Genomic DNA, 26,875 nt, shown 5'->3' with positions numbered 1-26,875 from the left:
ATCGCTCAAGTCCGGGAACCGCCGCACGACCGACGGCAGCGTCGTCGTGCGGCCAAAAACTGCCGATGCCCCCGGCGGCGACCTCCGCCGCCGGGGCGCCAGCGAGGAGAGGAACATGATCTATTCTGAAGAGAAATCCGGCGGTCTGGTCTTGCCGCTGATCGTCATCCTGCTGGCAATGGCCGGTATTCTCGCCGTGCTTGTCGTTACCGGCGACCGACATAGCAGTAGTGCCGGCCGCGTCTGGGTTCCACAGGCTCACCAGCAACAGGCTCAGCAGCAGGGGTCGGGACAATGAAAGCCATCGCATCCGTTGCCTTTGGAATCTTAAGCTCGGTCGGGGCTTGCATGGCTGCTGCATCTGTCGCGTCCCACGTCGTCGCGGATTCCGAGCCCCACGCATTCAATGACCTTGCAGCGCGCGATCTCTGGACGACGACGCCAGTGAAAGTCGATCCTCGGCAGCAGCGCTATGAACGAATTGCGCCTCTCTACTCCAGCTATGTTACCGAGGCATCGGCCGTCATCACCGCAAGGGCGAGGCCGGATTCCGCTCGCCCGCCGACTAAACTTCAGCCACCCCAGCCAGAATTTTCAGTCGAGCATCTTGCCTGGTGTGCGGACCGCTACCGCTCTTTCGATCCCGCGACCAACAGCTATCGATCCTATAGCGGCGGGACCCGCGAGTGCATTTCGCCGTTCCAGCGGATTGTCGCCGGGGCCGATGAAGGCGTCGGCACGAAAGTGAATGCACAGGCGGCAGCCCGGTGCGCCGCTCGCTACAGATCGTATCGGCCGCAAGACAATACATATCAACCATGGGAAGGACCGCGGCGTAGCTGCGACATGTCGGATCTCGTTGCGACGAGTAACTGATGTGGTCGCACGGTGCGGACCCGATTGCACCACCTGGTCAGTCGGACTAAAGTCCGTGTTGCAAACGCTACGGTTGTGATACGTGGTTGTATTCAGAGCTTGGAGAGCGGGGATGGCGACGGCGCTGATAACGGCAATCCAGCAGGCACAGACAAGGCTTCCGCTCTTGAGCCGGGCGGACCGGGGAGCCCTTATCGTTCGCATCCTCCGCGAGCTGAAGACGCATCGGCGGGAAGTTCTCGGACATGTGCCGGCCGAGCGCTGCGTTTGGATCGACAGGCTGATCGCGTCCGTGTCCTCCGCCATATCCGAAATCGCCAACATGCAGGACGCCGAGTTCAATCGTGTCTTGAACGAATTCGAAAAGCTTATGGCCACGCTCGATGACATTTCGCATGCCGAGAAGCGGTCGAAGACAGTTCACTGAGAGGGTCACCAGCGGGCGGCCAAATGAGCGCCTCACCGGAAGCGATCCCTGCGCGTCAGCGTTTTCCTTAAGGGCGCCGTAAAAAAGAGGATGAACATCGTCAGGCTCGATGGCGCAGGGCGTCGACGAGCGCCACGAAAGCCGGAGAGGATTGCCTTCTGCTGGGATAGTAGAGATGGTAGCCATCCCAGTGTGGGGAAAAGGCTTCCAGCACGCGTCTCAGACGGCCTTCCGCGATATGAGGTAGCGCGACGTCTTCCGGTACGTATGCCAAGCCAAGTCCGTCCAGCGCCGCTTCCACACTCTGATAGGAGTTATTGAAGGCAAGCTGTCCCTCGACCCTGATCCTGATCTCTTTCCCGTTGTCTTCGAACTCCCATGCCCAGAAGCCGCCATATGTGGGCAGGCGCTCGTTGATGCAGTTGTGGCGGACGAGGTCCTGCGGATGCTCCGGAACCCCCTTGCCCTCGAAATATGAGGGTGCGCCGACGACGGCAAAAGGGAAATCAGGCCCGATGCGTGTCGAGATCATGTCTTTCGCCACCTGCTCCCCCATCCGGACGCCGCCGTCGAAGCGCTCGGTCACGATGTCAGACAGCCCGTTTTCGCGTATCAGCTCCACCTTGATGTCAGGGTTGTTCGGCAGGAAGCGCTGGAGTTTCGGCCAGATGATCCACCTTATTGCGTGGTCTGATGCCGTGATGCGGAGATTCCCGGCCGGCTTTTCCCTGAATTCGGTGAGGGTTTCAAGTTGCGCCTCGATCTCGTCGAAATGAGGCCCCACGCCTTGGAACAACCGCTCTCCGGCGTCGGTGAGCGAAACGGCCCGCGTGGTACGGGTCAGCAGCCGGATTCCGAGCCGCGTCTCGAGCTGGCGGACAACGTGGCTGAGCGCCGATTGAGACACGCCCAGTTTCGCAGCTGCTCGCGTAAAGCTCTTCTCTCGGGCGACCGCCAGAAAAGCCATCAGGTCATTGACGCTCTCGCGCGGCATTCACGAGCTCCTTCGGATCGAATGGCCGTTGTACTGAATTTGCTGAGGCTGGACATTGAAATCATCGTGAACACCCGCCTGGCTCTGTTTGCACTGGAACAAGTTGCGCCGCCGGCCATTTGTCGTCCATGAAAACAGCCCTGCCGATGTCGCTGCTCGCTCTGGCCTTCTCCGTTGGCGGTGCCGCCGCGCGGGAACTCCGACCCGAAGACATCAATACCGTGTCGATTGCGTCCATCGGGACTGAGAAATCTGGGCCGGGAGATCCTGACCCGGCGATCGTCCGTCTTCAGGTTCTGCTCGACCTCGCAGGATCGTCTCCCGGCGTGATCGATGGCCTCGCCGGCGAAAACGTCGACAAGGCCGTGGCCGGCTTCGAGGCGATGAACAATCTGCCTGTCGACGGGAGGCTGGATCCTGAGGTCGCCTCCCGCCTGGAAGGCAATGCTCCTATCGTTGAGAGTTATGTCGTCTCGGCAGAGGATGCCGCGGGTCTCGTTGACGAGATCCCTGAAGACTATGGCGAGAAGGCAAAGATGCGGAGCTTGGGATATACGAGCGTTGCGGAGAAGCTATCCGAGCGGTTCCACATGGGGATCGATCTCGTGCATGCGCTCAACCCGGCTTCACAGTTTGCTCCTGGCGACACGGTGTGGGTTGTGAACCCCGGTCCTCCAAGGGAAGGAAAGGTCAAGAGGATCGAGGCTGACAGGAAGACGGGGCAGGTGCTCGCCTATGCCGCGGATGGATCGCTGCTTGCAGTCTATCCCGCAACGATTGGAAGCGAAGACAATCCGGCGCCGTCAGGCAAGCACAAGGTTAAGGGCGTCGCACGGATGCCGGTCTACAGATATGACCCGAAGCGCAACTTCAAGCAGGGAAAGAACAACAAGGTCCTGACGATCCCGAAAGGGCCGAACGGTCCTGTTGGCACGGTCTGGATCGACCTGACCGAGCCCACCTATGGGATACATGGGACACCGGAGCCGAAGCTCATCGACAAGGTGGGATCGCATGGCTGCGTGCGGCTGACGAACTGGGATGCCGAAGAGTTGGCGGCTATGGTCAAGCCAGGGGTCGTGGTGGACTTCGTCAATCGAAGTTCAGCCACGCCGAAATGAGGGGGAAGATATTGAAAATCCCACTCTTCTCTGCTTCTCACTGACGACTTCCTGCTCAGCGCCTGCGCATAGGCCGTGCCGCCTGCATGATCAGTTTGCTTGAGTCTTGTATGCAGCATCTTGCCGAACTGAAGCGACTCCCTTTACCGCGCGAAGCGCATCGAGCGCATCAGGATTGACAGTACCGTTGACAATCATGAAGCGCTCGTGGCTTTGCACCTGTTCGAGGCCTTGCGACTTCAAGTCGCCGACGACCTCTCCCAAACTGCGGAGCTCGTTTTTGTCGATCCGAATGGTAACTTCAATCTTATCGGTCGTCATACCTCGCCGCTTCCTCTTGCCTGGAGCAGGCCCTTGCCAACATCCCTAGCAGAGGAAGATAGAGGCTTTGTAAGCTGAATCAAGCGCGCCCATAGCGCCCATCCGCGAAACTTCGGATCAGACTGAGCAATAAGAGCCGCAACGCCGGCAACATGTGGGGTCGCCATGCTGGTGCCATCCCACCGGTCATACTTGTCATCGGGCAAGCTCGAAAATATATCGACGCCAGGAGCGGCAATGTCCACTTCCTGACCAGGATTCAAACCGCCGCATGAGAACGATGCCGGCGCGAAGGAGCGATCCACGGCGCTGACTCCCAGGATCGTGGACGCGTTGGCCGGAGAACCAACTGGATTAATCTGTTGAGGACGAGTACTTTCGTTCCCAGCGGCGGCAACAACTAAAGTTCCCGCATCTAAACATACCTGCCCAATTTGCTCGTAGTCGTCACTTGGCGCATCTCCAATTTGCGTTGCAGCGCCTAACGACATCGAAATAACATGGCAACCTTCATCCAGCGCCCATTCCATGCCGGCAATGATCGACCGGTCGGTACCGAAGCCATCGTCGCCCAGCACCTTTCCAGCATAGATTTCCGCCTCATAGGCAACGCCGTAACGTGGGCCGCTGGTCGGTCGTAATGGACCGCATGCCGTACCGATGCAATGCGTTCCGTGACCGTGAACGTCGCCTTCGGAACTACTTGTTGCAAAGAGCTTCTTGGTGACTGAACGGCCGACAAAATCCTGATGAGTTTCGTCAAATCCGGTGTCCAGTACTGCTACCTTGATGCCGGCCCCGCTCAGCTCACCTTCGATAGCCCTGACAGCCTGCAGTCCCCAGGTGTTGCCGGTCTCGTCAAAGGCGGCCCGGGCGACAAGCCCCTCTGCCCCCTTTTTGCCCAATAGGCGATCGACCAGTTCGTTCACGGCGTCACGATAGCCGAGCAGGTAATCACGGTCCAAAGGGGTTGCAACGCCGCCCACCGTTGCCTGTGCGAGGTCTAGCCGCTTCGTCAGCGGGCCGCCGAGGGCACGATAGGATCGCTCCGGCCGAGCCGCGCTGACGACCTTCCGCTGCATGGCATTTTGCAACATGGGCTTCAGTCTCTCGCCGTCCCGGCGCACAATTGCGATTCCGAAACGTTCGAAGTACTGAACATCAGCGCCATCGAAATCATTTGGCACCGCCACGGCGCTGCGAAAATCTTTGGACGACGCGACACGGAAGCCACCTTTTTCGAGTTGCTGTACACCCTCGCTCCTTGCTTTGGGTGTAAATCGCACCACCATGCCAAGACCCGATGTGCCGTCGCCCGGTGCGTTGACCCTGCCTCGCGTTGATTTCGCCATGATACCAACTCTCCCCATCTTTCACGGTTTGAAAGCAATACAAAAGCCGCAAGCTCGGTGCGGCATACCCGTTAATCGAACCGAAACTCGCGGTCGGGACAGCGGCGGCCCCGCAGGTAGATCGATGCGGATTGACTGGATGTTTTTTCCGCTGACTTGCCGCGAGAACACAAAGCTTCGCCAACCGAAAATTGGAGCGTTCGGCAGGCAAGCATAATAAATTGTACCTTGTAGGTCGATTTCGGGATGTACTTCCCCTGGCCGAAATCTCGGCGGCAAATATACATCTTATTGTTGAGTTGGCAAATGAAAATTCTAGCGGTCGTTCGCCGGCGTTTCATTGCTTTTCAGGTAACCTATACTTCTACATCTCCTCCCCATTGTATTTCCTCGCTATTTTTGTGCCTGAGGCGGCTCTGTCCGATTATCGATACTGCCGTGCAATAACGGACTTGCCGCGAAAAGCGCCGGCGATACCGGCAATGGCACCGCTTATAGCGAGGCGCCAACCGCGGGGCAGGGAATACGATGCGCAAAAAACGAGTGCGCTGAATCCGCACAGACATCGACTGAGCTTTACCGGTAATTTACCAACTTTAAGATGAATAATAGCCCAATATGATTAGTTGACTTCGCGTTCTAGGTGTATGAATTATCCCGCGGGCTGGAAAACGGAGGGTGTTGCCAATGGCAATCGTTTTTCAATCGCACGGGGGTGCGGAGAAAGAGCGCGCAGTTCCAGGGCCGAGCATTCGGGCCGGGCGGCCAGCGACGGGTGACGTCGCGGTCGATGAAGAAGCTGACTTCGGTTATTTCGTACCGCCATTAGATGCGCCAGAGAATTACCTTCCCAACACGGCGGAAACGCTTGGGGAGCTCGATGAGCTCGGCGAAATGATGATCGATGTTGTCGCGACGCCGACGAGCGAGGATCCGACGGAAGATTCCACGCTCCCGCCTGTCTTCACATATTGGGGACAATTCCTGGATCACGAGCTGACGGCCCGAACTGATCGCGAAGGGGCGATCTCGAGCATGGTCAACGCACACCCGCCTGTCGCCTCGTCGACAGTGGAGAGTCAGTTCAGGAATGCTCGCTCGCCCCGCTTCGATCTGGATAGTGTCTACGGCGGATCTGCCGTCGGCGAGGGGATCGATGCAGATGTTGTCAAAGTGATCTCCGGCCTTCGCCACCCGACGCTGACAAACAAAATGCGTGTCGGGACAGCCGTCGATCCGGGGCCGCTTCCAGACAACCTCGACGAACATCGCGACCTTCCTCGTTATGGCCAGGTCCAGTCGTCTGTCCGGGAGGCGGCTTTACGTCTGGCTCAGGCGGCGATGACTCCCGAGGCGTTTCAGAAATTCTCCGATAGCTTGCCCCAGCGGGCGATAATCGGGGATAATCGCAACGATGAAAATCTCGTCGTCGCGCAGTTCCATCTGAGCTTTCTCCGGTTCCATAACAAGGCCGTCGACTATCTTGCATCGCATGATACGGGCTGGATCGCCGATTTCAGCTCAGCGCAGGCTCTGACAAGACTCCATTACCAATGGTTGATTGTAGAAGGATATCTCAAGGGCGTTTGCGATCCGGTTGTGGTGGACCGCGTCGTCAAGGATCGGGCATCTCATTTCTTCAAATTCAGAGCCGAGTTCGATGCCCGGAGGCAGAATACCCGGCTCGGCAATGCTCTGCCGTTGGAGTTCTCCACCGCAGCCTATCGGTTCGGTCATTCCATGGTCAGAACCTTCTATGACTACAACAAGAACTTTGGGCGGCCGGGCACAGGTATTCTACCGCGCGCCACCTTGAGGTTGCTTTTCGAGTTCACCGGCGGCGGCGGCAGGCTGGATGACGAGAAGAAGCTGCCCAAGAATTGGATAATCGACTGGACGCGCTTTACGGGAGCCGATCCCCATGATGCGAGCGATGGGGAGCCGGCCCGTCTTGCCAGGAGGATCGATACGGAACTTGCTCCGCCATTGCATACGCTGTTCAAGGAAGGCGAAGACCAGGCCGACCAACAGCTCAAGGAGTTGTTCAAGAACCTGGCAAGGCGGAACCTTCGTCGGGGCTACAATCTCAGGCTCCCGACGGGTCAGGCTTTACACAAGCATCTCAACCAGACTGGCGCGGTGCAGTCCTCGCCGATCCAAGATGTTTCAGCATTGTTCGCCGCGAAGCCCGATCTGAAGAACTTCCTCGCCGGCACTGCATCGCGTTTCCACGAACGTACACCGCTCTGGTTCTACATTCTGGCCGAAGCCGAGGCTGCAGGCGGAAATCGATTGGGCGAAGTCGGGAGCTGTCTCGTGGCGTCGACCTTCGTGGGCGTGCTGCTTGCGGATCCGGACTCGGCTCTTTCGCGTGGGTTCACGCCCAGTCAGAGCCCTCTCAAGATGCCGGACAACTCACCGATCGACTCGATCGCCAAGTGGATGCGGTTCGCGGCGGTCATGCAATAGTGCTCGCAAGACTGTTGCCTCGCCGCACCGTGGCGAGGCAAAACGCCCTATCATCGGGGTTCACGAAGCCTTGGCTTCGAAAGCGGGGGCGAAATCACCCAGTGATTTTGCCTTGAGGATGGTGGCCTCGATATCCTGCTCCACGATCGCTTCCAGATCGGCGAAGCTGTCGATGACATAGTAGATTGGCTGGAGGATATCGATCCGGTAGGGCGTCCTCAGCACGCTCAGCAGATCGAACGGCCGGAATTCGCACGCCTTGCCTTCCATTGCTGCCTTCGCTTCGCTGGGCGATGAGACGATGCCCGCACCGAAGCAGCGGCGACCTTGCGGCGTATTGATCAGGCCGAATTCGACGGTGAACCAGAAGATCCGGAACAGGTGCCATGAATAGCCCTTGCCGAGGCGGACGGCCGTTTCGCCGAAATGCCGGACGAAATTGGCATAGCTCTGGTTGGTCAGCATGGGGCAGTGGCCGAAGACCTCGTGGAACAGATCCGGTTCCTCGATATAGTCGATATGCTCGCGACGGCGCAGGAAGGTTGCGAGCGGGAATTTGCCTTGCGACAGAAGCTCATAAAAGCGCGAGGGCGCAATGAGCGCCGGCACGCCTTCGACGCCGAAGCCGGTTGTCTCATTCAGGCGTCTGTTCACGTCGAGAAGCTGAGGCACCTTACCCGGCTTCAGCCCCAGCATTTTGACGCCGTCCAGATATTCGCGGCAGGCGGTATCCGCGAGCAGCTTCATCTGACGCCGATAAAGTTCGCCCCAGATCGCATCTTCATCCGGGGTGTAGTCATAGAGACCGTCCGGGCCGGGTAATTTGGCGGTGTAGCTGCTTTCTTTGGTCATAAGCTCATCCTCCCAGATGCGGCGATATTCCTCCAATTATCCCCCGTCTCAGCTGGATTTTCTTTTCTTTCGTGCCGGAAATTGCCATAGTGATGGCAAATATTCTCGGAAGCGACGCAGAAAATGAAAGAACCTGGGAATTTCCGCCGCAAGCTTCTGCAGCTTGTCCAGGCCGACGGCAGCCTTTCGCTGGCCGACCTGGCGGAAAAGGCCGGCATGTCGCAAAGTTCGGCATGGCGGAAGATCCAAGAGCTGGAAGCCGACGGCGTCATCCGCAAGCGCGTGACGCTGCTCGATCCTGGAAAACTCGATCTCAAGCTCTGCGTCATCGCGCATGTGACGCTGGAGGATCACCACGAAGAGGCGGTCGCATCTTTCGCTTCGGTGGTACTGGAGCGGCCGGAGATCATGGAATGCTACGCCCTGTCAGGCGCCTTCGATTACATGCTGAAGATAAGGGCAAGCGACGTGGAAAGCTACGAAGCCTTCATGACCCGCTATCTCATGCGCAACCCGCATGTGCGCACGGTGGTCTCGAGCTTTGTGCTGCGCGAGCTGAAATTCTCGACCGAACTGCCGATCTGATTAAGATATCTGCGCAGGGCGATGCCGTCGGCATCATTGTCGCGCTGTCGCCATGTCAATGGCCCGGCATCGTCACCGGAAAGCCCTCGAATGTCTTCAGCGTGTCGAGGACAATTGATGTCTTCACGTGCTGCACCGACTCGTGGGGCAACAGCACGTCGTTGACGAATTTGGAGAGGTCGGCGAGGCCGCGGGTCGCGACCGTCAGGTGATAATCCATTTCACCGGTTAGCGCATAGGCTTCGAGAACTTCCGGCAACCCGTTGATCAGCTGCGAAAATCGGCGGGCATTGTCTCTATTATGGGTCGCAAGCGTCACGGAGATGACCACCAGCATATCGAGACCAAGCTTCTGCCGATCGAGGTAGGCGCGGTAGCTGCGGATATATCCTTCAGCCTCCAGTCTCGTGCGCCGGCGCGAGCATTGCGACGGTGAAAGCGCAATCCGCTCGCCCAATTCGTTGTTCGTCAGCCTGCCGTCTTTTTGAAGTTCCTGGAGCAGACGCAAATCCAATTTATCGAGCGGCTCATCCATTGCACCAAATCTCCAAAACACTCACGGATCGTGCATAATCTCCTCCTGAAGCATAAAGAATGCAAGAACTTTGCACGCGTTTTGGGCCACACTTTGCATATCAAATGCAATCTCCTCTGGAGGAAAGAAAATGGGTCCTTTCCCGCATGATGCGCCGCCCTCGGAAATCACCGCCGACAATCCGGCCGGCACCGACGGCTTCGAATTCGTCGAGTTCGCCCATCCTGAGCCCGAGACGCTGCGCGAGCTCTTCACACGCATGGGCTATGTTGCGGTCGCCAAGCACAAGACGAAAGACATCACCGTCTGGCGCCAGGGTGATATCAACTATGTCCTGAACGCCGAACCCGGCAGTCATGCCGCGCGTTTCGTCGCAAATCATGGTCCCTGCGCCCCATCGATGGCCTGGCGCGTCGTCGACGCCAAGCACGCCTTCGACCAAGCGGTGTCAAAAGGCGCTGTTCCCTATGAAGGGGACGACAAGACGCTCGACGTCCCGGCGATTGTCGGCATTGGCGGCTCGCTGCTCTATTTCGTCGAGACCTATGGGGCAAAGGGATCGGTTTACGATGCCGAGTTCGATTGGCTAGGCGAGCGCAACCCGCGGCCCGACGGGATCGGTTTCTACTATCTCGACCATCTCACCCACAACGTCTTCCGCGGCAATATGGACAAGTGGTGGGATTTTTACCGCAACCTGTTCAATTTCAAGCAGATCCACTTCTTCGATATCGATGGGCGCATCACCGGTCTGGTGAGCCGCGCCATCACCTCGCCCTGCGGGAAAATCCGCATTCCGCTGAATGAATCGAAGGACGACACCAGCCAGATCGAGGAATATCTGAAGAAGTACAAGGGTGAGGGCATCCAGCACATTGCCGTTGGAACGGAGGATATTTACGACGCCACCGACAGGCTGGCCGACAACGGCCTGCGCTTCATGCCGGGTCCGCCGGAGACCTATTACGACATGTCCTATGAACGCGTGAACGGCCATAGTGAACCTGTCGAACGCATGAAGAAACACGGCATCCTCATCGATGGCGAAGGTGTGGTGAATGGCGGCATGACGAAAATCCTGCTGCAGATCTTCTCCAAGACCGTCATCGGCCCGATCTTCTTCGAATTCATCCAACGCAAGGGCGACGAAGGCTTCGGCGAAGGCAATTTCCGGGCGCTTTTCGAGTCGATCGAGGCCGATCAGATCAAGCGTGGTGTCATCGGGACTGCAGCGGAGTAAACTCACTAGCGCCGCGCATCTTTCAGACGCGCGGCGCTGGAGTGTTCGGGGAGGAGTGAGCATGGACCAGACATCGATCCAGACGTCGGATGGTGAAGCCGCGACGGCAAACACGCTGAAATATATGCCGGGGTTCGGCAATGACTTCGAAACCGAGTCGCTCCCCGGCGCCTTGCCGCAAGGCCAGAACAGTCCGCAGAAATGCAATTACGGTCTTTATGCGGAGCAGCTTTCCGGCTCGCCGTTCACCGCGCCGCGCGGGACCAACGAAAGGTCCTGGCTTTACCGCATCCGCCCGAGCGTGCGCCACACCCGCCGCTTCTCCAACGCGTCCTATCCGCTCTGGAAAACGGCGCCATGTCTCGACGAACATTCGCTTCCGCTCGGCCAGCTTCGCTGGGATCCCATCCCCGCGCCCTCGGAGAGACTGACCTTTCTTGAGGGGGTGCGGACCATCACGACGGCAGGCGATGCCACCACCCAGGTGGGGATGTCAGCCCATGCCTATGTCTTCAATGAGGACATGGTCGACGACTACTTCTTCAACGCCGACGGTGAACTGCTGATCGTGCCGCAGCTCGGCGCCATCAGAGTGTTCACCGAAATGGGCATCATGGATGTCGAGCCCCTGGAAATATGCCTCATCCCGCGCGGCATGATGTTCAAGATTCTGAAGGGCGGTGAGCAGACTGTCTGGCGTGGATACATCTGCGAGAACTACGGCGCGAAATTCACACTGCCGGACCGCGGACCGATCGGCGCCAACTGCCTAGCAAATCCGCGCGACTTCAAGACACCCGTCGCCGCTTTCGAGGATAAGGAAACGCCCTGCCGCGTGCATGTGAAATGGTGCGGCAAGTTCTATGTCACCGACATCGGCCACTCGCCACTCGATGTGGTGGCATGGCACGGCAACTACGCCCCGTTCAAATACGACCTGCGGACATTTTCTCCGGTTGGAGCGATCCGCTTCGATCATCCCGATCCGTCGATTTTTTCGGTACTGACCGCGCCGACCGAAGATGCGGGTACGGCGAATGTCGATTTCGTGATCTTTCCGCCGCGCTGGCTGGTCGCTGAGCATACGTTCCGTCCGCCTTGGTACCACCGCAACATCATGAGCGAGTTCATGGGGCTGATCCACGGCCAGTATGACGCCAAGGAAGAGGGCTTCGTGCCGGGCGGCATGAGCCTGCACAACATGATGCTTCCCCACGGGCCGGACGCGCTTGCCTTCGAAAAGGCATCAAATACCGAGCTCAAACCGGTGAAGCTCGATCACACCATGGCCTTCATGTTCGAGACCAGGTACCCGCAGCAACTGACGAAATATGCAGCCGAGCTCGAAACGCTGCAGGATAATTACCTGGAATGCTGGGACGGCCTGGAACGCAAGTTCGACGGAACCCCCGGCATCAAATGATGCATCAAGTGAAGTCATCCTCCGGCACGGGATTTCGGACATGAAGCTTGCGACGTTAAAGGACTCTACGCGGGACGGTCGGCTCGTCGTCGTTTCCCGCGATCTGACCCGCTGTTCCGAGGTCGGTCATATCGCCCGCACCCTGCAGGCGGCACTCGACGATTGGGAGCATGTGGCTCCGAGGCTCGCGCTCATTGCCGAAGGCGTCGAGACCGGCGCCCAGCCGACAATCCGGTTTCACGAACATGACGCTACGTCACCTCTGCCGCGAGCCTATCAATGGGCCGACGGCTCCGCCTACGTCAACCATGTCGAACTGGTGCGCAAGGCACGCGGCGCCGAGATGCCGGCAAGCTTCTGGACCGATCCGCTGATCTATCAGGGCGGTTCGGACGCTTTCCTGGCACCACGCGACCCGATCGTGGCGGCCGACGAGGCTTACGGGATCGATATGGAGGGCGAGGTCGCCGTCATCACCGGCGACGTTGACATGGGTTGCAGCTCGGAAGCGGCGCGCGGCGCCATCCGCCTGCTAATGCTCGTCAACGACGTGTCGCTGCGCGGTCTGATCCCGGGCGAATTGGCGAAGGGATTTGGTTTCTTCCAGTCGAAGCCGGCATCGGCATTTTCTCCGGTCGCGGTGACGCCGGACGAGCTCGGAGACGCCTGGGACGGCGGCAAGCTACATCTTCCGCTGCTGGTGAGCTTGAACGGCAAGCCATTCGGTAAGGCGAACGCCGGCATCGACATGACCTTCGATTTTGGCCAGTTGATCGCCCATGCCGCCAAAACCCGCAATCTCGCGGCCGGTACGATCATCGGCTCGGGAACGGTGTCCAACAAGCTGGACGGCGGCCCGGGCAAACCGATGGAAGAGGGAGGAGACGGCTACTCCTGCATCGCCGAACTCAGGATGATCGAGGCCATCGAGACCGGATCGCCGACGACCCCATTCATGAAATTCGGCGATCAGGTCCGCATCGAGATGAAGGATAAGGCCGGCCATTCGATCTTCGGGGCGATCGAGCAGACGGTCGAAAAACACAGCGGAGCCGGGCCGCAATGAACGAGGTCGTTCTCTACGACTACTGGAGATCATCGGCGAGCTATCGCGTCCGCATCGCGCTCAATCTCTTGGGCGTCGATTATCAGACCGTTTCCATCAACCTGTTGGAAGGCGCGCACAAGACCCCGGAATATCTGGCGGTCAACCCGCAGGGGCTGGTGCCGACATTGGTGATCGACGGGAAAACACTGACGCAGTCGCTGGCGATCGTCGAATACCTCGCCGAGCTTCGGCCGGAATACGGATTGCTGCCATCTGACATTGCCGATCGCCAGAAGGTCCGCGCCCTCGCATATGCGGTCGCCATGGATATCCATCCGATATGCAACTTGCATGTCGTGTCACATCTCATGAGCATGACTGAGAAGGCCGATGCCCGCGAGGAATGGATGAAGCATTTCATCACCGACGGACTGCGCAAACTGGAAGCCATGATCGGCGAAGCCGGCGCGTTCAGCTTTGGAGATGCGCCGACGATGGCGGACCTCTGTCTTGTTCCCCAAGTCTACAATGCCCGCCGCTGGGAAGTGGATCTGACCGCTTTCAAGCGCATCAGCGACATCCATAGCAAATGCGCCGAACTTCCGGCCTTCCAGGCGGCACATCCCGACCGCGTGAGACCGTAGCGGCAGACCAGCCGGGACGAAATCCGAAGACGCACTACCTTTTCTGCGGCTCTCGCACCAGCTGCCGGCACCGTATCGGATCGCGTGGACGGGGACCTCACGATCGCGGCGAGGAGCCGCCGTTTACCTTGTATCATCACTTCTGATTGTGCCGCTTGCCAGAAGATTGGCCCTTGTGCATTGATTATATGCTGTTGGGGTAAGTCTGAAATGTTCTCGTTAAAGCTGTTGATCTTCGCACCCGTGATTGCCACGGGCTTAGGCGCATTTGAAGGCTGACGAGCTCATCGCAAAGCATTCGATGATTGCCCCCGGCAATACATACGTGCGCAAGATATGCTGCGAGTGACGACAGGAGAAATACGTGCTCGAAGGCTGGAGAAGAATGCGGAAATCCCTCTCGTTCATATCGATGCTGCTGGCGTTCGTCGCCATGGCCGGAGAGGGGCATGCAGCAATTTCCTACCAACGTTTGGACGGCGCCCCGGGAGAGCGTGGTCTGGTGATAAAGGGCGTGTTTGAATTCTCCGACGATCCGACGCAGCTTGTCGACGAATACAGGCAGTACCAAGCGGACTACCTCAGCTTTGACTCGCCCGGCGGAAACGTGGTCACCGCGATCAGGTTCGGCCGCGCCATCCGCGCACTGAATGCAAGAACGCTCCAGATCAGAGCCATGGAATGTGCATCGGCTTGCGCCTTCGCCTTCGTCGGTGGCGTCGAAAGGTTCGCCGAGCCGGGCTCCATCGGCGTGCATCGGATTTCCCTATCCGACGATGTCCCCATGGACAACAAATTGGCAGTCTCGACCGTTCAACTAATGACCGGCGAGATCATCGGCTATCTCACCGACATGGGGGTAAGCCCCAATCTGCTGCAGCTCAGCCTGTCGATCGACAGCACCGATATACGGTATCTCACCGCTGCGGAAATGCGAGACTGGAACATCAACACGCCCGAGGATATGCCCTCGGCACAGGAAAGCGCGCCGCCCCCGCCAGGCGCCGCACCGCAGGAGAGCGCAACACCCGCCGACATGCCGTCAGACCCCAGCGCTTCCGAGGAGGTGGCCGCCTCCGAACCCGGCGACCTGACCACGGAGGCGGTTGATTTCGTCAACCGATACAATGACGAATGGTCGAAAGACAGTGCCTCGGCGTTGGCCTTTATGACGGGCGTCTATGCCGACGAGGTCTCCTTCTTCGGAAACTCGGTCGACAAAGACGCCGTCCTGAAGGAAAAGGCAACCTTCGCCCAACGCTGGCCGGAGCGCATCTACAGCGTCAAGCCGGGCTCCGTGACTGCCAGCTGTGCCGGAAAATGCGAAATGTCGGGAATTGTCGAGTGGTTTGCCGGAAACAGGGACACGGGTAAGACGTCCGCCGGGATGGCGGAATTCTCTTTCGTGTGGAACACGGCCTCTCTGCAGATCGAGTCCGAGACCGGAAAGGTGCTCGCCACGGACAAGGGGGCCAAGGCACCGGATCGGTTGATCCATCAGTGGACAGGACTGGACGACATCTGCCGCACGAGTGTCGATCGCGAGGGGCCCGAGACGCTACGAGCATGCAAACGGCGCGACGAACTCGGCCCGCTGCTCAATCGCGCCGACTGGTGTTATGGCCATAAGGACGAAGCCGGAATAAACTGGGAGTGGCACAAATGCGATGCCAACTCCCGCCGATATACGAGTAAGTAGCACACAGGCCCAAAGGCGAGCGACCGTTGGTTTGCCCGGCGGAAGAAATGTTGGGAAACTCAGATTCCTGAGTGAGGCCGAGCATGTCGGAAAACGAACATTCCCGATCGAACACTGTCCTGCCGGGTTCTGACGAACCCGACAAGCCGGCCGAGCGCTACCAACTCGGCCTTTGCCTTTCGGGCGGCGGCTATCGGGCCATGCTTTTCCATGCGGGATCGCTTGCCAGGCTCAACGAGGCCGGTCTTCTGGCGAAACTCGATATGATCTCGTCGGTCTCGGGCGGATCGATCGCATCCGGCCTGCTGGCCTATCTGTGGCCACGGCTGGTCTTCGAGAACGAGGTCGCCGTCAACTTCAAGACCGAATACCTCGATCGCATTCTGGCCTTCAGTCAGCTATTCGCGGATGGGCCGAGCTTCCTGAAGGGCGTGTTCAACCCCTTCTCGAGCGCGGCGGAGGAAGCCGCGAAACTCTACGAGCGGCATCTCTTCGACGGAAAATCACCAAGCCTGAGCGATCTTCCGAGATCGCCCTGGTTCGTATTTTGCTCCAGCAATCTCAGCACCGGTTCGCTCTTCCGGATGTCGAACCGCTATCTCGCGGACTACAGGATCGGGGTGTCGTTTCATCCCGCGCTTTCGCTTGCGACCGCGGTTGCCGCTTCGGCGGCATTCCCGCCGGTGCTGTCGCCGCTGCGATTGGACCTGTCGCAGTTTTCCTGGAAGAGGGAAAAGCTCGACGACAGCGTTGGCGAACCGGTTGCTCCGGGCAGGGCGATATTGAGCGACGGCGGCGTCTATGACAATCACGGCATCGAGCCGGCGCTGAAACGCTGCGATTGCCTGCTCGTCAGCGATGCCGGAGCGCCCTGGCGCTCCTCGACCCACGGATACTGGAACTATCTCTCCCAGCTCAAGCGCGTTCTCGATACCACCGACAATCAGGTGCGGTCGTTGCGGCGCCGAGACCTGATCGGCGGCTTCAAGGCTGCAAAACAGGCCGATCAGCTTGGCCTCGACGATCTCGCGAAATCGGCTCTGCGCGCAAGAACACGCGGCGTCTATTGGTCGATCGACAGCAAGGGCGTCGAGCTCAAGCCCTACGCGTCCTACACGCTGACGCCGTCATCGGTCGTTCCCTCGGAGGTCGGCACCTATCTCCATTTTCTGGGCGCGAAAGAGACGGAGCATTTAACGAACTGGGGGCACTACGTCTGCGACGCGATGCTCAACCGGTTCTATCAATCGCCGCTGGCGCCATCGTCCGGCCCGCCGTTTATTGCCGGAACCGTGAAGCCGTCTTGGGCGGCGAGGTTGAGCAAGCGCCTGTTCGACTTTCTTCCCTTTTAAACGAAGGCCGGGGGCCGGCTAAAGCGAGGCCAGCGGGATCCGGCGAGATTGCCCCAGCAGTCGAAAATCCTACATTAAGCCTGAGGAAGAACGAACGTATCGACCGGTACGATGATCGGCTGTTGCTGGCTCCCTTCGGCCGCGAAGCTGAAGGGGCCTCAAAGTTCCAACTTCAATATTTGTTTATGAAAGTATGAGAGGCCCGGTTGCCCGGACCTCCCACGATCTTTTTCAGAAGCGAAGAGTAGGCAAGCCTACTCAGCTGCACCCGCTCGTAGCACCACACGTGTCGCACTTCTCGCAAGTGCCATTCCGCACCATCGTGAAGTTCTGGCACTCCGAGCACATGTTGCCGGTATAGCCCTGCATGATCGAGCGTTGGCGGCGTTCGGCTTCCCGCTTCTTGGCCTCGGATTTCGCCGTTGCCGCATCGGCTGCCGCCTTGTCGGAGAAGAGGGCCGTTGCGTCGCTGGTGAGTTCCTCGGTTACCTCTTCGGCGATCTCCTCGGCCAGTTCCTTGGCGCGCTCCTCGTAGTCGCGCTTGAAGGCGACGATTTCGGAGGTGGAGACGGCAATCGTCGGCTCCAGCTTGCGGGCAGCGGCGCCGGCAAAGGCGGTCACGGTGCCGGTGGACGTGGCGCGGGCAGGGGCGGCGGTCGCCGCACCCTTGGGTTCGCCTGCCTGGCGTTCGCCGCCGGTGCCGGACACCAGCGTCGGTTTGTAGCCGCGGGTCCAGCCGGTGGAGAGCAGGTTGGTCTTGCCTTCCTGGATGCCCTTGCCAAGTGCCGTATTCGAGAAGTCCGACGTATCGACATGCGCGAGGTCATGGCGGCCGAGATAGGAAACGGCAAGCTCGCGGAAGACATAGTCGAGGATCGAGGTGGCGTTCTTGATCGCGTCATTGCCGATGACCATGCCGGCCGGCTCGAACTTGGTGAAGGTGAAGGCCTCGACATATTCCTCGAGCGGCACGCCATATTGCAGGCCGAGCGAGATGGCGATGGCGAAATTGTTCATCATCGCACGGAAGGCAGCGCCTTCCTTGTGCATGTCGATGAAGATCTCGCCGATGCGGCCGTCGCCGAATTCGCCGGTGCGCAGATAGACCTTGTGTCCGCCGACGGCGGCCTTCTGGGTATAGCCCTGGCGGCGGTTCGGCAGCTTCTCGCGTTCGCGCGAAACTCGTTCGATCACCCGCTCGATGATCTTCTCGGTGACGGTGACGGCCTGGGCGGCGAGGGGTGCCTGCAGCAGTTCCTCCAGCGCATCCTCGTCGTCTTCGTCCTCGATCAGCGAGGAATTAAGCGGCTGCGACAGCTTCGAGCCGTCGCGATAGAGCGCGTTGGCCTTGAGGCCAAGCTTCCAGGAGAGCATGTAGGCGTTCTTGCAATCCTCGACGGTCGCCTCGTTCGGCATGTTGATCGTCTTGGAAATCGCGCCCGAGATGAACGGCTGGGCCGCCGCCATCATGCGGATGTGGCTTTCCACCGAGAGGTAGCGCTTGCCGATCTTGCCGCAGGGATTGGCGCAATCGAAGACCGGCAGGTGTTCATTCTTGAGGAAGGGCGCGCCTTCCAGCGTCATCGCACCGCAGACATGGATGTTGGCGGCTTCGATGTCCTTCTTCGAGAAGCCGATATGGTCGAGCAGGCTGAAGCTCATGTCGGCGAGCTGTTCGTCGGAAACCTTCAGCGTCTCCTTCAGGAAGTCGGCGCCGAGCGTCCACTGATTGAAGACGAACTTGATGTCGAAGGCGCTCTTCAGCGCGGCGTTGACGGCTTCCACCTTCTCGTCGGTAAAGCCCTTGGCTTTCAGCGTCGACGGATTGACAGCCGGCGCCTGGTTCAGGTTGCCGTGGCCGACGGCATAGGCCTCGATCTCGGCGATCTGGCTTTCCGAATAGCCGAGCGTGCGCAGCGCGTCGGGCACGGCGCGGTTGATGATCTTGAAGTAGCCGCCGCCGGCGAGCTTCTTGAACTTGACGAGAGCGAAGTCGGGCTCGATGCCTGTCGTGTCGCAATCCATGACGAGACCGATCGTGCCGGTGGGCGCGATCACCGAGACCTGGGCATTGCGGTAGCCATGCTGTTCACCGAGCTCGAGCGCTTTGTCCCAGGCCGATTTGGCGTGAGCGACGAGATCCTGGTCCGGGTTTTCCGAATGGATCAGCGCGACCGGGTTGATCGACAGCGCTTCATAGCCGGAGCTCTCGCCATGCGCCGCACGGCGATGGTTGCGAATGACCTTGAGCATGCTCGCGCGGTTCGGCGCGAAGTTCGGGAACGGCCCGAGCTCGGCGGCCATTTCGGCCGAGGTCGCATAGCAGATGCCAGTCATGATCGCGGTGAGCGACCCTGCGATAGCGCGGGCCTCAGTGGAGTCGTAGGGAATGCCCGACGACATCAGCAGGCCGCCGATATTGGCGTAGCCGAGGCCGAGCGTGCGGTATTCGTAGGAGAGTTCGGCAATGCGCTTCGACGGGAACTGCGCCATCATCACCGAGACTTCGAGCACGACGGTCCACAGGCGAACCGCATGTTCGTAATCGGCGATGTTGATGCGCTTGGTGGCCTTGTCCTTGAACTGCAGCAGGTTCAGCGAGGCAAGGTTGCAGGCGGTGTCGTCGAGGAACATGTATTCCGAGCACGGGTTCGAGCCGCGGATCGGGCCGCCGGCCGGCGAAGTGTGCCAGTCGTTCATCGTCGTGTTGAAGTGGATGCCGGGATCGGCCGAAGCCCATGCAGCATAGGAAATCGTTTCCCAGAGATCGCGGGCCTTGAGCGTCTTCATCACTCGGCCGTCCTTGCGGGCGGTCAGGTTCCATTCGCCATCATTCTCGACGGCGCGCAGGAAATCGTCCTTGATCGAGACGGAGTTGTTGGAGTTCTGGCCGGATACCGTCAGGTAGGCTTCCGAATCCCAATCCGTGTCGTAGGTCTTGAATTGGAGATCCTTGTAGCCCTGGCGGGCGAACTGGATGACGCGCTGGACATAGTTCTCCGGAACCTGGTCCTTTTTGGCGGCGCGAATTTCGCGCTTCAGGGCAGGGTTCTTGGTGGGGTCGTAGCAATCGCCGTTGTCGCCGCCTTCGCAATTGAAGCAGGCCTTCATGATCGCCTTCAGATGCTTGGCGACAACCTTCGAGCCGGTCACGAGAGCCGCAACCTTCTGCTCTTCCTTGACCTTCCAGTTGATGTATTCCTCGATATCGGGATGGTCGATGTCGACGACCACCATCTTGGCGGCGCGGCGCGTCGTGCCGCCCGATTTGATGGCGCCGGCGGCGCGGTCGCCGATCTTCAGGAAGCTCATCAGCCCGGAGGAACGGCCGCCGCCGGAGAGCTTTTCGCCTTCGCCGCGCAGCATCGAGAAGTTGGAGCCGGTGCCGGAGCCGTATTTGAACAGGCGCGCCTCACGCACCCAGAGGTCCATGATGCCGCCTTCGTTGACGAGATCGTCCTCGACCGACTGGATGAAGCAGGCATGCGGCTGCGGGTGTTCGTAAGCCGACTTGGACTTGGTCAGCTTGCCGGTGAAGGGATCGACGTAGAAATGGCCCTGGCCGGGACCGTCTATGCCATAGGCCCAGTGCAGGCCGGTGTTGAACCACTGCGGCGAGTTCGGGGCGACGCGCTGGGTGGCGAGCATATAGGCAAGCTCGTCCTTGAAGGCCGAGGCATCTTCCTCGGAGGAGAAATAGCCGCCCTTCCAGCCCCAATAGGTCCAGGTGCCGGCAAGACGATCGAAGACCTGGCGCGCATCGATTTCGGAGCCGGTCTGCTCGTCCTTCGGCAGGGTCTTCAGCGCAGCATCGTCGGGAACGGAGCGCCACAGGAAGGAAGGAACATCGTTTTCCTCGACCTTCTTCAGCCGGGTGGGAACGCCGGCCTTGCGGAAATACTTCTGCGCCAGAACGTCGGTCGCGACCTGGGAGAACTGCGCGGGAACGTCGATATTCTCGAGGCGGAACACGATCGAACCGTCGGGGTTCTTGATCTCGCTCGTCGCCTTGCGGAATTCGATATCCGCATAGGCGCCTTGGCCGGCCTTCGTAAAACGACGTTCGATGCGCATTGTCTTGACCTCGTGTTGGCGCCTGGTCCCCGCGACCTCGGCGCAAAATTCCTATCCGGCGGCACTTTGTCGTCGCGCAGCCAGTCTCGTTTCCGTATTGTGACAGGGGTGTCATCCGGAGATGATCTTCCTGTATCTTGTGGTGATGGTGGCTGCAAACACTAAATATAGTATTAACAGCTTATTATCGCCAGCCCCGATGTCACTTTTTTTGGAGGCTGAAAACCGCGCAAAAATCCTGTCGGGCCTGAACCGTTTTCGGTCCATCGCCCTGATTCCGCGTCCTAATTTTCAAAAGGGAACCGGGCTCGTTACCTCCGGTCCTGTCGCCGCCGCAACATCAGGATCAGTAAAGTTTGAAACAGCTGATTCCGTCAAGGGCTGGCTTTTAATTGATTGCTAACCACAACATGTTGTGGATGCGCCTGTGGAGATTGGGGAAAGCCGGGGAGCGCTGATATTACAATGGCTTGCAGGAGTTGCCGGCTAAGGAAAACCTCGGAATGGCAAAAAACCATCCTCCGGCAAATCTTGTGATGGCATTTCCGGCCCAAATGCGCATGGCGATTCGCCGGTGCAATCAGCGCTTTAAAGCGCATCGATGGCGATGGTGACGATGGCGACGCCAATCGGCCTGTTCTCTTCGTCCATCACGACGAAGCTCGCCTGCGTTTCCAGATTCTGGGTGGATTCGTTGCGTTCGGCCCGGTCGATGAAGATCTCCCGGGAGCTGTTGGCGAAGGTTCTGAGATATTTCTCCTCGTCGCCCTGCCAGTAGTCGGCGGTGATGGTGCTCTGCCCGACATTCAGCCCATGCGAGTCGGTGACGAAAAATTCGAGGATCACCCCTTGCGAGGCGTCTTGCCTGGCTTTCAGGTAGTGAGAAACGGATTTGTCGAGCAGCAGCTTGACCATATGCAGGTGGTGCTGATCGACCTCCGACCGGTAGGTCTCGTCGAGCACCCGCATATCCATTTCGCTGACATCGCCGAATGTCGCGTTCTGCTCGACAATGGCATTCAGCACCAATGGTGTCTCCACTATTGGCCGGATCCGCTTCTCGACGTAGTCGCGCACGAGGGGAACGTAGGCAGGTTCAGCCCGAACAGGCGCCAGCGGAAGCAGAAAGGCCGCCAGCCCGACGGTCACAACCGCTCTTATATGCCCCCACCGCGCCATCTTGTTTCCTTGTACCGTATCGACCGTTGCACGCTTTAAGCGCAATTGACACGATTCGCACGCCTACAGCACCGCGCGTCATTTCGAGAGCCGCAAAGGACGCTGTAATATTTTGAATTGCTGCATAATTTCATCCTTGAATCGATTCCGATTGAAGGAATTAGACAGCAGTCTATGAGCAAAAGATAAAATAGATGTGCAGATCCCGATAGCGGATTCAGAAAACCTCGCCGACAAAATCTGGAACAATTTCAAGTGGTAAATACGAGGGTCGCGCGCTTTGATCGGTGGCGATCACCCCGCGCTCTTGGCGATCGGTTCCTGATAGGTGAAGCCCATGTCCCAGGGGAAGTAGATCCAGGTATCCTGGCTCACCTCGGTGATGAAAGTGTCGACGGTCGGCACGCCCTTCGGCTTGGCGTAGACGCAGGCGAAATGTGCCCTCGGCAGCATGGTGCGCACCTGTGCGGCGGTCTTGCCGGTATCGGTCAGATCGTCGACGACCAGCACGGTTTCGCCGCCATTCTCCATAAGTTCGGGCGCTATTCCCTTGAGCAGCACCATGTCGCCCTGGTTCACATAGTCATGATAGGAAGCGACGCAGACGGTCTCGATCAGCCGGATGTTCAGCTCGCGCGAGATGATCGCGGCCGGAACGAGGCCGCCGCGGGTGATGCAGACGATCGCCTTGAACGTCTGATTCAAGCCGGCAAGCCGCCAGGCAAGGGCACGCGCATCGCGGTGGAACTGATCCCAGGAAACGGGAAAGGCTTTATCGGGAAGGGACATCGGGCTGCTCCGCGGCATGAAAAAAACGACACGCCGTTTGCCGGCGACCGGACGGGCTTGAAGCGGCGATTGGCAAAACGCAAATCGCGCAGCCGGAACTGCGCGAGATGGGGCCGAGGCTCGAAGCTGTCATCGGTCGCCGCAATTAGCGGGATTTGCCGGCAAAAGGCAAGAGCAGCCAATCAACGCGATAACAGGGTCAGCGCCGTCATCGATTGCAGCAGGGTCTTCGTCGTACCGCCGAAGATCATCTGCCAGAGCCAGGAATGCGTATAGGCGCCCATGACGAGAAGATCGATGCTGCTGTCCGAAAGCCGGTTCTCGATGACATGCGATGCGCTCTTATCCACACTCTGGGCCGTCGAAAGCGTCGTCTTCACGCCATGACGTGCAAGCGTCGCGGCGATGTCGGCGCCGGCGGTCAGCGGCGATTGCAGCGCCGTGTCGGCCGGATCGACCGAAAAGATCTCCACCTCGTCGGCGGCTTTGAGGATCGGCAGCGCGTCGAAGGTCGCGCGCGCCGCCTCTTTCGATCCGTTCCAGGCGATCAGCACGCGCTTGATCGGCTTCGGCTGGCGGATGATATAGGGGATCATCAGCACCGGCCGCCCGGTTTCGAAAAGGAAACTGTCGACGTCGACGTGGCTGTCGGAAGGTTTGGCCGGGTCGGCCTGCGAGGCGATCAGGAGGTCGGCGCTGCGCGCACTTTCGATCAGCGGGGCGGAGCCGTATCCGGTTGATGTGGCAAAGCTGCGCCATTCGAAGGAGGCGCCAGCCGCCTCCGCTTTCGCCCTGAAGATACGCTCCACGGCAATCGTTTCGCTATGCGCCATATCCTGCAGCGCCTGCACGGCAACGGGATCGGGGATTTCCATCGGCGCGACCAACGGCACGGCGGAAATGATTTCGGCATGCAAGCCGATCACATGGGCGCCGCTTTCAGCGGCGATGGCAAAGGCGAAATCGGCAACCGCAGAACTATTGTCGGATGTATCGAGAATGGCGAGAATGGTTTTGTAAGACATATCAATTCTCCTTGCGCTGAAATGGCTTGCGCGAGGGAAGGAATGCGCCGGACCGTTCGCCTGTTCCTTGATCGGGATCAAGGATGGCCTTGAGTTCCGGCGTTGCCCTCAAGCCTCGGCGGAATGGTTTTCGGCGATGTCCTTCCTTTGGCGGATGGCGTCGATCATCGCGCGCACCTCGGCGCCGGCTGCATCGATTGCCGCCTGCGAGCGGCCGCGCACGACGATCTCGGTCGAAAATTTCTGGCCGATATAGCGCGGGTAGGAACCGATGCTGGTGTCCGGATGTGCTTTCTGGATCGCGGTCAAGGGCGTGCCGATCTCACCTTCGCCGTAAGGGCAGGCGATGGCAAGCGAGAGCACCGGCGTGCCGGTTCGAAGCATCGGCAGCACATTGTCGACCATCGCCTGAAACACCTGCGGCACGCCGGCCATGACATGGACATTGCCGATGATGAAGCCAGGCGCGGTCGAGACCGGGTTGGCGATATGCGCAGCCCCGCGCGGCATGCGCGCCATGCGCTGGCGCGCCTCGGTGAATTCCATCTCGCGGCGCCGGTACATCTCGGCAAGCAGCGTCATCGCCGCTTCGTCGTATTCGCACGGCACGCCGAAAGCCTTGGAGATGGCATCGGCGGTGATGTCGTCATGCGTCGGCCCGATGCCGCCCGAGGTGAAGACGTAATCATACTTGCCGCGAAGCGCGTTCAGTGCCTCGACGATCGCGTCCTCGTCGTCGGCGACGATGCGTACTTCCTTGAGATCAATGCCGGAAAGCGTGAGCAAATCGGCGAGGTGGCCGATATTTTTATCCTTGGTGCGGCCGGAGAGAAGTTCGTCGCCGATGGCGAGCATGGCGGCGGTGACGACGATGTCTTGGCTCATGGGATGTTCCGTGATGTGGGGCTGGTGAATAGGTAGCGCCGTTCGCTCGCTTTGCAAACACCAGAGCATGATGCCGAAAAGTGCAGGCGGTTTTCGGACGACATCATGCGCTAACTCTTTAACTCGGGCGATGCGTCATTTTTGCCGAAATGAAAACCGCAAGCGAATTTTCGTCTCCGGGTGGTGAACACTGAGTTCTTGAGGGCAGGGCTGTGTTCGCCCAGGCGCGCTGATAGAAATCGCGTCGGGCACGAAATTCAACCCGATGTTTCAAGGAAGATAGAAGATGGCGAAGGTTCTCGTCCTTTATTATTCGGCTTACGGCCATATCGAAACCATGGCCTATGCGGTCGCCGAAGGCGCGAAGTCGGCCGGTGCCGAGGTAACCGTCAAGCGCGTTCCGGAATTGGTTCCGGAAGACGTCGCCAAGGCTTCCTATTACAAGGTCGACCAGGCGGCTCCGATTGCCACCGTCGACGAACTGGCGGACTATGACGCGATCATCGTCGGCGCCGGCACCCGCTTCGGCACGGTCGCCTCGCAGATGCGCAATTTCTGGGATCAGACGGGCGGCCTCTGGTTCGCCGGTAAACTCGTCGGCAAGCTCGGTTCGGTCTTCACCTCTTCGGCCACCCAGCACGGCGGCCAGGAATCGACCATCCTCGGCTTCATCCCGACCTTCCTGCACCAGGGCATGGTCGTTGCCGGCCTGCCTTATGCCTTCCAGGGCCAGATGGGCACCGAGGAAGTTAAGGGCGGCTCGCCCTACGGCGCCTCCACCATCACCAACGGCGACGGCTCGCGCCAGCCTTCCGAGATCGAGCTGGAAGGCGCGAAATACCAGGGCGCCCAAGTTGCCAAGCTTGCTGCCAAGCTCGCCTGATCTTTGACGCCGAAATAATGAAGGCGCGGCGGGCATGGGGCTCGCCGCGCCCTTTCTGTTTTTTCCCACCAGAGACTGGCAGCCTTCATCGGCGAGGGCTTTCGGGAGGGAAATGCCTCGTCGATCATTCGTCGGTGCTGCCGGCAAAACAGGCATGATTTTTACGCCTCGCGGCTCTTCCCATCGCCCATGACGCAAGATATTGAAAATGCCGCAAGCGGGCGTGGCGAAACTGGTAGACGCAAGGGACTTAAAATCCCTCGGCCTTGGCTGTACGGGTTCGACCCCCGTCGCCCGCACCACCTTCATAATCCTGTTTGAATATGCCTGTATTGAATCTGCTTGTATATTGTGCATAAAAGCAAGTTATCGCTTGACAAAGGAATTTCCGGCGTAACGATTGCGCCGCGACAGTTGAGTAAGGGTTGTCTTGTGGGAGTAAGACGATGGTTTACGATTGGAGTGGGACTAAGGTTCGGCGCATCCGCATCTTCAAGACCAGTGTCGCACTTGTTCTGGGGACTGCGATAGCCGCTATACCGCTGTTCTTCTGGGCAATGCATTTGCGCGGTTTCTAGAGCGTCCTTAGCGCGTCCGAGAAGACGCGCTAAGGACGCTCTATTACTTTCGATCTGGACAGATGCCGAATTCGATTTTCGGGACTATGTGCGGTCTGTTCTGATCGTGATCATCGCTCTGTGAGCGGAAGCGCGTTTGGCGCTTTGGTCTCGCGCCACCTGTTGATCAGCCAGCCAGCCAGCAGCCCGAGGGCTGCGCCCGCCGCCTTGATGCCGGCATCGTGCAGGCGCGGATGGCGTGTTGGTGTGAGATACTGCAGATATTCGATGGCGACTGCACCGGCAATCAGCAGCACCGCCACCATCTTCCACTGTTTCGGATAGGCGAGCGCGAAGGCGAGGCCGGCGAGAACAAAGGCGCCCCCGCGGTCGGTATCGACCGTCGTGACCGTTTCCGGCCTCAGCCCGATCGGCGAAACCGTGACGAAGAGGATGAGGGCGAGCAGCAGCCAGGCGAGCGGCCTTGCAAATTTGAAGATCATCATGGCTTCATATTAGTGGCTTGGCTTTTCATTGACAGTTAA

The 26,875-nt window shown here is 59.2% G+C and carries 25 protein-coding genes and 1 tRNA gene; 15 read left to right on the top strand and 11 right to left on the bottom strand.

Annotated elements, in window-relative coordinates; all coding sequences use genetic code 11:
* Positions 1-115 precede the first annotated feature (115 nt).
* The 3 genes from HX898_RS07545 (at position 116) to HX898_RS07535 (ending at position 1,303) form a co-directional block, all read left to right on the top strand.
* On the top strand, positions 116-298 hold the full coding sequence (locus tag HX898_RS07545; protein ID WP_180194333.1) for a hypothetical protein: 183 nt from the start codon (positions 116-118) through the stop codon (positions 296-298).
* A complete protein-coding gene (locus tag HX898_RS07540) occupies positions 295-876 on the top strand; it encodes a BA14K family protein (protein ID WP_138329979.1) in 582 nt (193 codons plus the stop codon). The genes HX898_RS07545 and HX898_RS07540 overlap by 4 nt, the downstream gene beginning before the upstream one ends.
* A 112-nt stretch (positions 877-988) precedes the next feature.
* Complete coding sequence (locus HX898_RS07535) at positions 989-1,303, top strand: hypothetical protein (RefSeq protein WP_138329977.1); 315 nt, start codon at positions 989-991, stop codon at positions 1,301-1,303.
* A gap of 100 nt (positions 1,304-1,403) precedes the next feature.
* Here HX898_RS07535 and HX898_RS07530 read toward each other — a convergent pair whose 3' ends face one another.
* The gene (locus HX898_RS07530; RefSeq protein ID WP_138390875.1) at positions 1,404-2,297 is read right to left on the bottom strand and encodes a LysR family transcriptional regulator; all 894 of its coding nucleotides are present in this window, start codon (positions 2,295-2,297) and stop codon (positions 1,404-1,406) included.
* Positions 2,298-2,416: 119 nt separating this feature from the next.
* Here HX898_RS07530 and HX898_RS07525 point away from each other — a divergent pair, with 119 nt between their 5' ends.
* On the top strand, positions 2,417-3,418 hold the full coding sequence (locus HX898_RS07525) for a L,D-transpeptidase (protein WP_180194332.1): 1,002 nt from the start codon (positions 2,417-2,419) through the stop codon (positions 3,416-3,418).
* A 90-nt stretch (positions 3,419-3,508) separates the two neighbouring features.
* On the opposite strand, the gene HX898_RS07520 is transcribed toward HX898_RS07525, so the two are convergent.
* Positions 3,509-3,739: a hypothetical protein gene (locus HX898_RS07520; protein WP_180194331.1), complete on the bottom strand. Its 231-nt coding sequence runs from the start codon at positions 3,737-3,739 to the stop codon at positions 3,509-3,511.
* Complete coding sequence (locus HX898_RS07515; protein ID WP_180194330.1) at positions 3,736-5,091, bottom strand: S8 family serine peptidase; 1,356 nt, start codon at positions 5,089-5,091, stop codon at positions 3,736-3,738. Before HX898_RS07515 ends, HX898_RS07520 begins: the two co-directional genes overlap by 4 nt.
* A gap of 687 nt (positions 5,092-5,778) precedes the next feature.
* Here HX898_RS07515 and HX898_RS07510 point away from each other — a divergent pair.
* A complete protein-coding gene (locus HX898_RS07510; RefSeq protein ID WP_138329970.1) occupies positions 5,779-7,560 on the top strand; it encodes a heme peroxidase family protein in 1,782 nt (593 codons plus the stop codon).
* Positions 7,561-7,620: 60 nt separating this feature from the next.
* Here the strand turns inward: HX898_RS07510 and HX898_RS07505 are convergent, their stop codons facing one another.
* Positions 7,621-8,412: a phenylalanine 4-monooxygenase gene (locus HX898_RS07505; protein ID WP_180194329.1), complete on the bottom strand. Its 792-nt coding sequence runs from the start codon at positions 8,410-8,412 to the stop codon at positions 7,621-7,623.
* Between the two features lie 123 nt (positions 8,413-8,535).
* Here HX898_RS07505 and HX898_RS07500 point away from each other — a divergent pair, with 123 nt between their 5' ends.
* Positions 8,536-8,997: an Lrp/AsnC family transcriptional regulator gene (locus tag HX898_RS07500; RefSeq protein WP_131663815.1), complete on the top strand. Its 462-nt coding sequence runs from the start codon at positions 8,536-8,538 to the stop codon at positions 8,995-8,997.
* A 55-nt stretch (positions 8,998-9,052) separates the two neighbouring features.
* Here the strand turns inward: HX898_RS07500 and HX898_RS07495 are convergent, their stop codons facing one another.
* Positions 9,053-9,532, bottom strand: coding sequence for an Lrp/AsnC family transcriptional regulator (locus tag HX898_RS07495; protein WP_138329966.1), 480 nt, complete (start codon positions 9,530-9,532; stop codon positions 9,053-9,055).
* 130 nt (positions 9,533-9,662) lie between these two features.
* Between HX898_RS07495 and hppD the strand changes: the two genes are divergently transcribed.
* From hppD to HX898_RS07465, 6 genes are all read left to right on the top strand, one after another.
* On the top strand, positions 9,663-10,772 hold the full coding sequence (gene hppD, locus HX898_RS07490; RefSeq protein WP_180194328.1) for a 4-hydroxyphenylpyruvate dioxygenase: 1,110 nt from the start codon (positions 9,663-9,665) through the stop codon (positions 10,770-10,772).
* A gap of 61 nt (positions 10,773-10,833) precedes the next feature.
* Positions 10,834-12,195, top strand: a complete 1,362-nt coding sequence (gene hmgA / locus HX898_RS07485) for a homogentisate 1,2-dioxygenase (RefSeq protein ID WP_094086193.1) — start codon at positions 10,834-10,836, stop codon at positions 12,193-12,195.
* 40 nt (positions 12,196-12,235) lie between these two features.
* Positions 12,236-13,261: a fumarylacetoacetate hydrolase family protein gene (locus HX898_RS07480; protein ID WP_138329960.1), complete on the top strand. Its 1,026-nt coding sequence runs from the start codon at positions 12,236-12,238 to the stop codon at positions 13,259-13,261.
* Positions 13,258-13,887 carry a maleylacetoacetate isomerase gene (gene maiA, locus HX898_RS07475; RefSeq protein ID WP_180194327.1) on the top strand — a complete coding sequence of 210 codons (630 nt, stop codon included), beginning with the start codon at positions 13,258-13,260 and terminating at the stop codon, positions 13,885-13,887. The genes HX898_RS07480 and maiA overlap by 4 nt, the downstream gene beginning before the upstream one ends.
* Before the next feature lie 364 nt (positions 13,888-14,251).
* Positions 14,252-15,586 (top strand): hypothetical protein, encoded by a 1,335-nt coding sequence (locus HX898_RS07470; protein WP_180194326.1) that lies wholly within the window; start codon positions 14,252-14,254, stop codon positions 15,584-15,586.
* Between the two features lie 83 nt (positions 15,587-15,669).
* Entirely contained in the window at positions 15,670-16,938 is a 1,269-nt protein-coding gene (locus HX898_RS07465) for a patatin-like phospholipase family protein (protein ID WP_180194325.1), read from the top strand.
* 258 nt (positions 16,939-17,196) lie between these two features.
* Here HX898_RS07465 and HX898_RS07460 read toward each other — a convergent pair whose 3' ends face one another.
* Entirely contained in the window at positions 17,197-21,012 is a 3,816-nt protein-coding gene (locus tag HX898_RS07460; RefSeq protein WP_180194324.1) for a vitamin B12-dependent ribonucleotide reductase, read from the bottom strand.
* A gap of 121 nt (positions 21,013-21,133) precedes the next feature.
* Between HX898_RS07460 and HX898_RS07455 the strand changes: the two genes are divergently transcribed.
* Positions 21,134-21,415: a hypothetical protein gene (locus tag HX898_RS07455; protein WP_180194323.1), complete on the top strand. Its 282-nt coding sequence runs from the start codon at positions 21,134-21,136 to the stop codon at positions 21,413-21,415.
* A 185-nt stretch (positions 21,416-21,600) separates the two neighbouring features.
* On the opposite strand, the gene HX898_RS07450 is transcribed toward HX898_RS07455, so the two are convergent.
* From HX898_RS07450 to HX898_RS07435, 4 genes are all read right to left on the bottom strand, one after another.
* Positions 21,601-22,191 carry a hypothetical protein gene (locus HX898_RS07450; RefSeq protein WP_180194322.1) on the bottom strand — a complete coding sequence of 197 codons (591 nt, stop codon included), beginning with the start codon at positions 22,189-22,191 and terminating at the stop codon, positions 21,601-21,603.
* A 294-nt stretch (positions 22,192-22,485) separates the two neighbouring features.
* Complete coding sequence (gene gpt, locus HX898_RS07445; RefSeq protein ID WP_003538759.1) at positions 22,486-22,980, bottom strand: xanthine phosphoribosyltransferase; 495 nt, start codon at positions 22,978-22,980, stop codon at positions 22,486-22,488.
* 182 nt (positions 22,981-23,162) lie between these two features.
* Positions 23,163-24,005 carry a universal stress protein gene (locus HX898_RS07440; protein WP_168316565.1) on the bottom strand — a complete coding sequence of 281 codons (843 nt, stop codon included), beginning with the start codon at positions 24,003-24,005 and terminating at the stop codon, positions 23,163-23,165.
* 108 nt (positions 24,006-24,113) lie between these two features.
* The gene (locus HX898_RS07435; RefSeq protein ID WP_180194321.1) at positions 24,114-24,890 is read right to left on the bottom strand and encodes a competence/damage-inducible protein A; all 777 of its coding nucleotides are present in this window, start codon (positions 24,888-24,890) and stop codon (positions 24,114-24,116) included.
* Positions 24,891-25,176: 286 nt separating this feature from the next.
* On the opposite strand from HX898_RS07435, the gene wrbA reads away from it, so the two are divergent.
* Positions 25,177-25,773, top strand: a complete 597-nt coding sequence (gene wrbA / locus HX898_RS07430) for an NAD(P)H:quinone oxidoreductase type IV (RefSeq protein ID WP_180194320.1) — start codon at positions 25,177-25,179, stop codon at positions 25,771-25,773.
* Positions 25,774-25,990: 217 nt separating this feature from the next.
* A tRNA-Leu gene (locus HX898_RS07425) sits at positions 25,991-26,075 on the top strand.
* A gap of 386 nt (positions 26,076-26,461) precedes the next feature.
* Here the strand turns inward: HX898_RS07425 and HX898_RS07420 are convergent.
* Entirely contained in the window at positions 26,462-26,836 is a 375-nt protein-coding gene (locus HX898_RS07420; protein ID WP_180194319.1) for a VanZ family protein, read from the bottom strand.
* Between the last annotated feature and the right edge of the window lie 39 nt (positions 26,837-26,875).

The sequence above is a fragment of the Rhizobium sp. WYCCWR 11128 genome, assembly GCF_013416305.1.
In the GTDB taxonomy this organism is placed as follows: Bacteria; Pseudomonadota; Alphaproteobacteria; order Rhizobiales; family Rhizobiaceae; genus Rhizobium; species Rhizobium indicum.
This window is presented reverse-complemented; position numbering and strand designations above follow the sequence as displayed.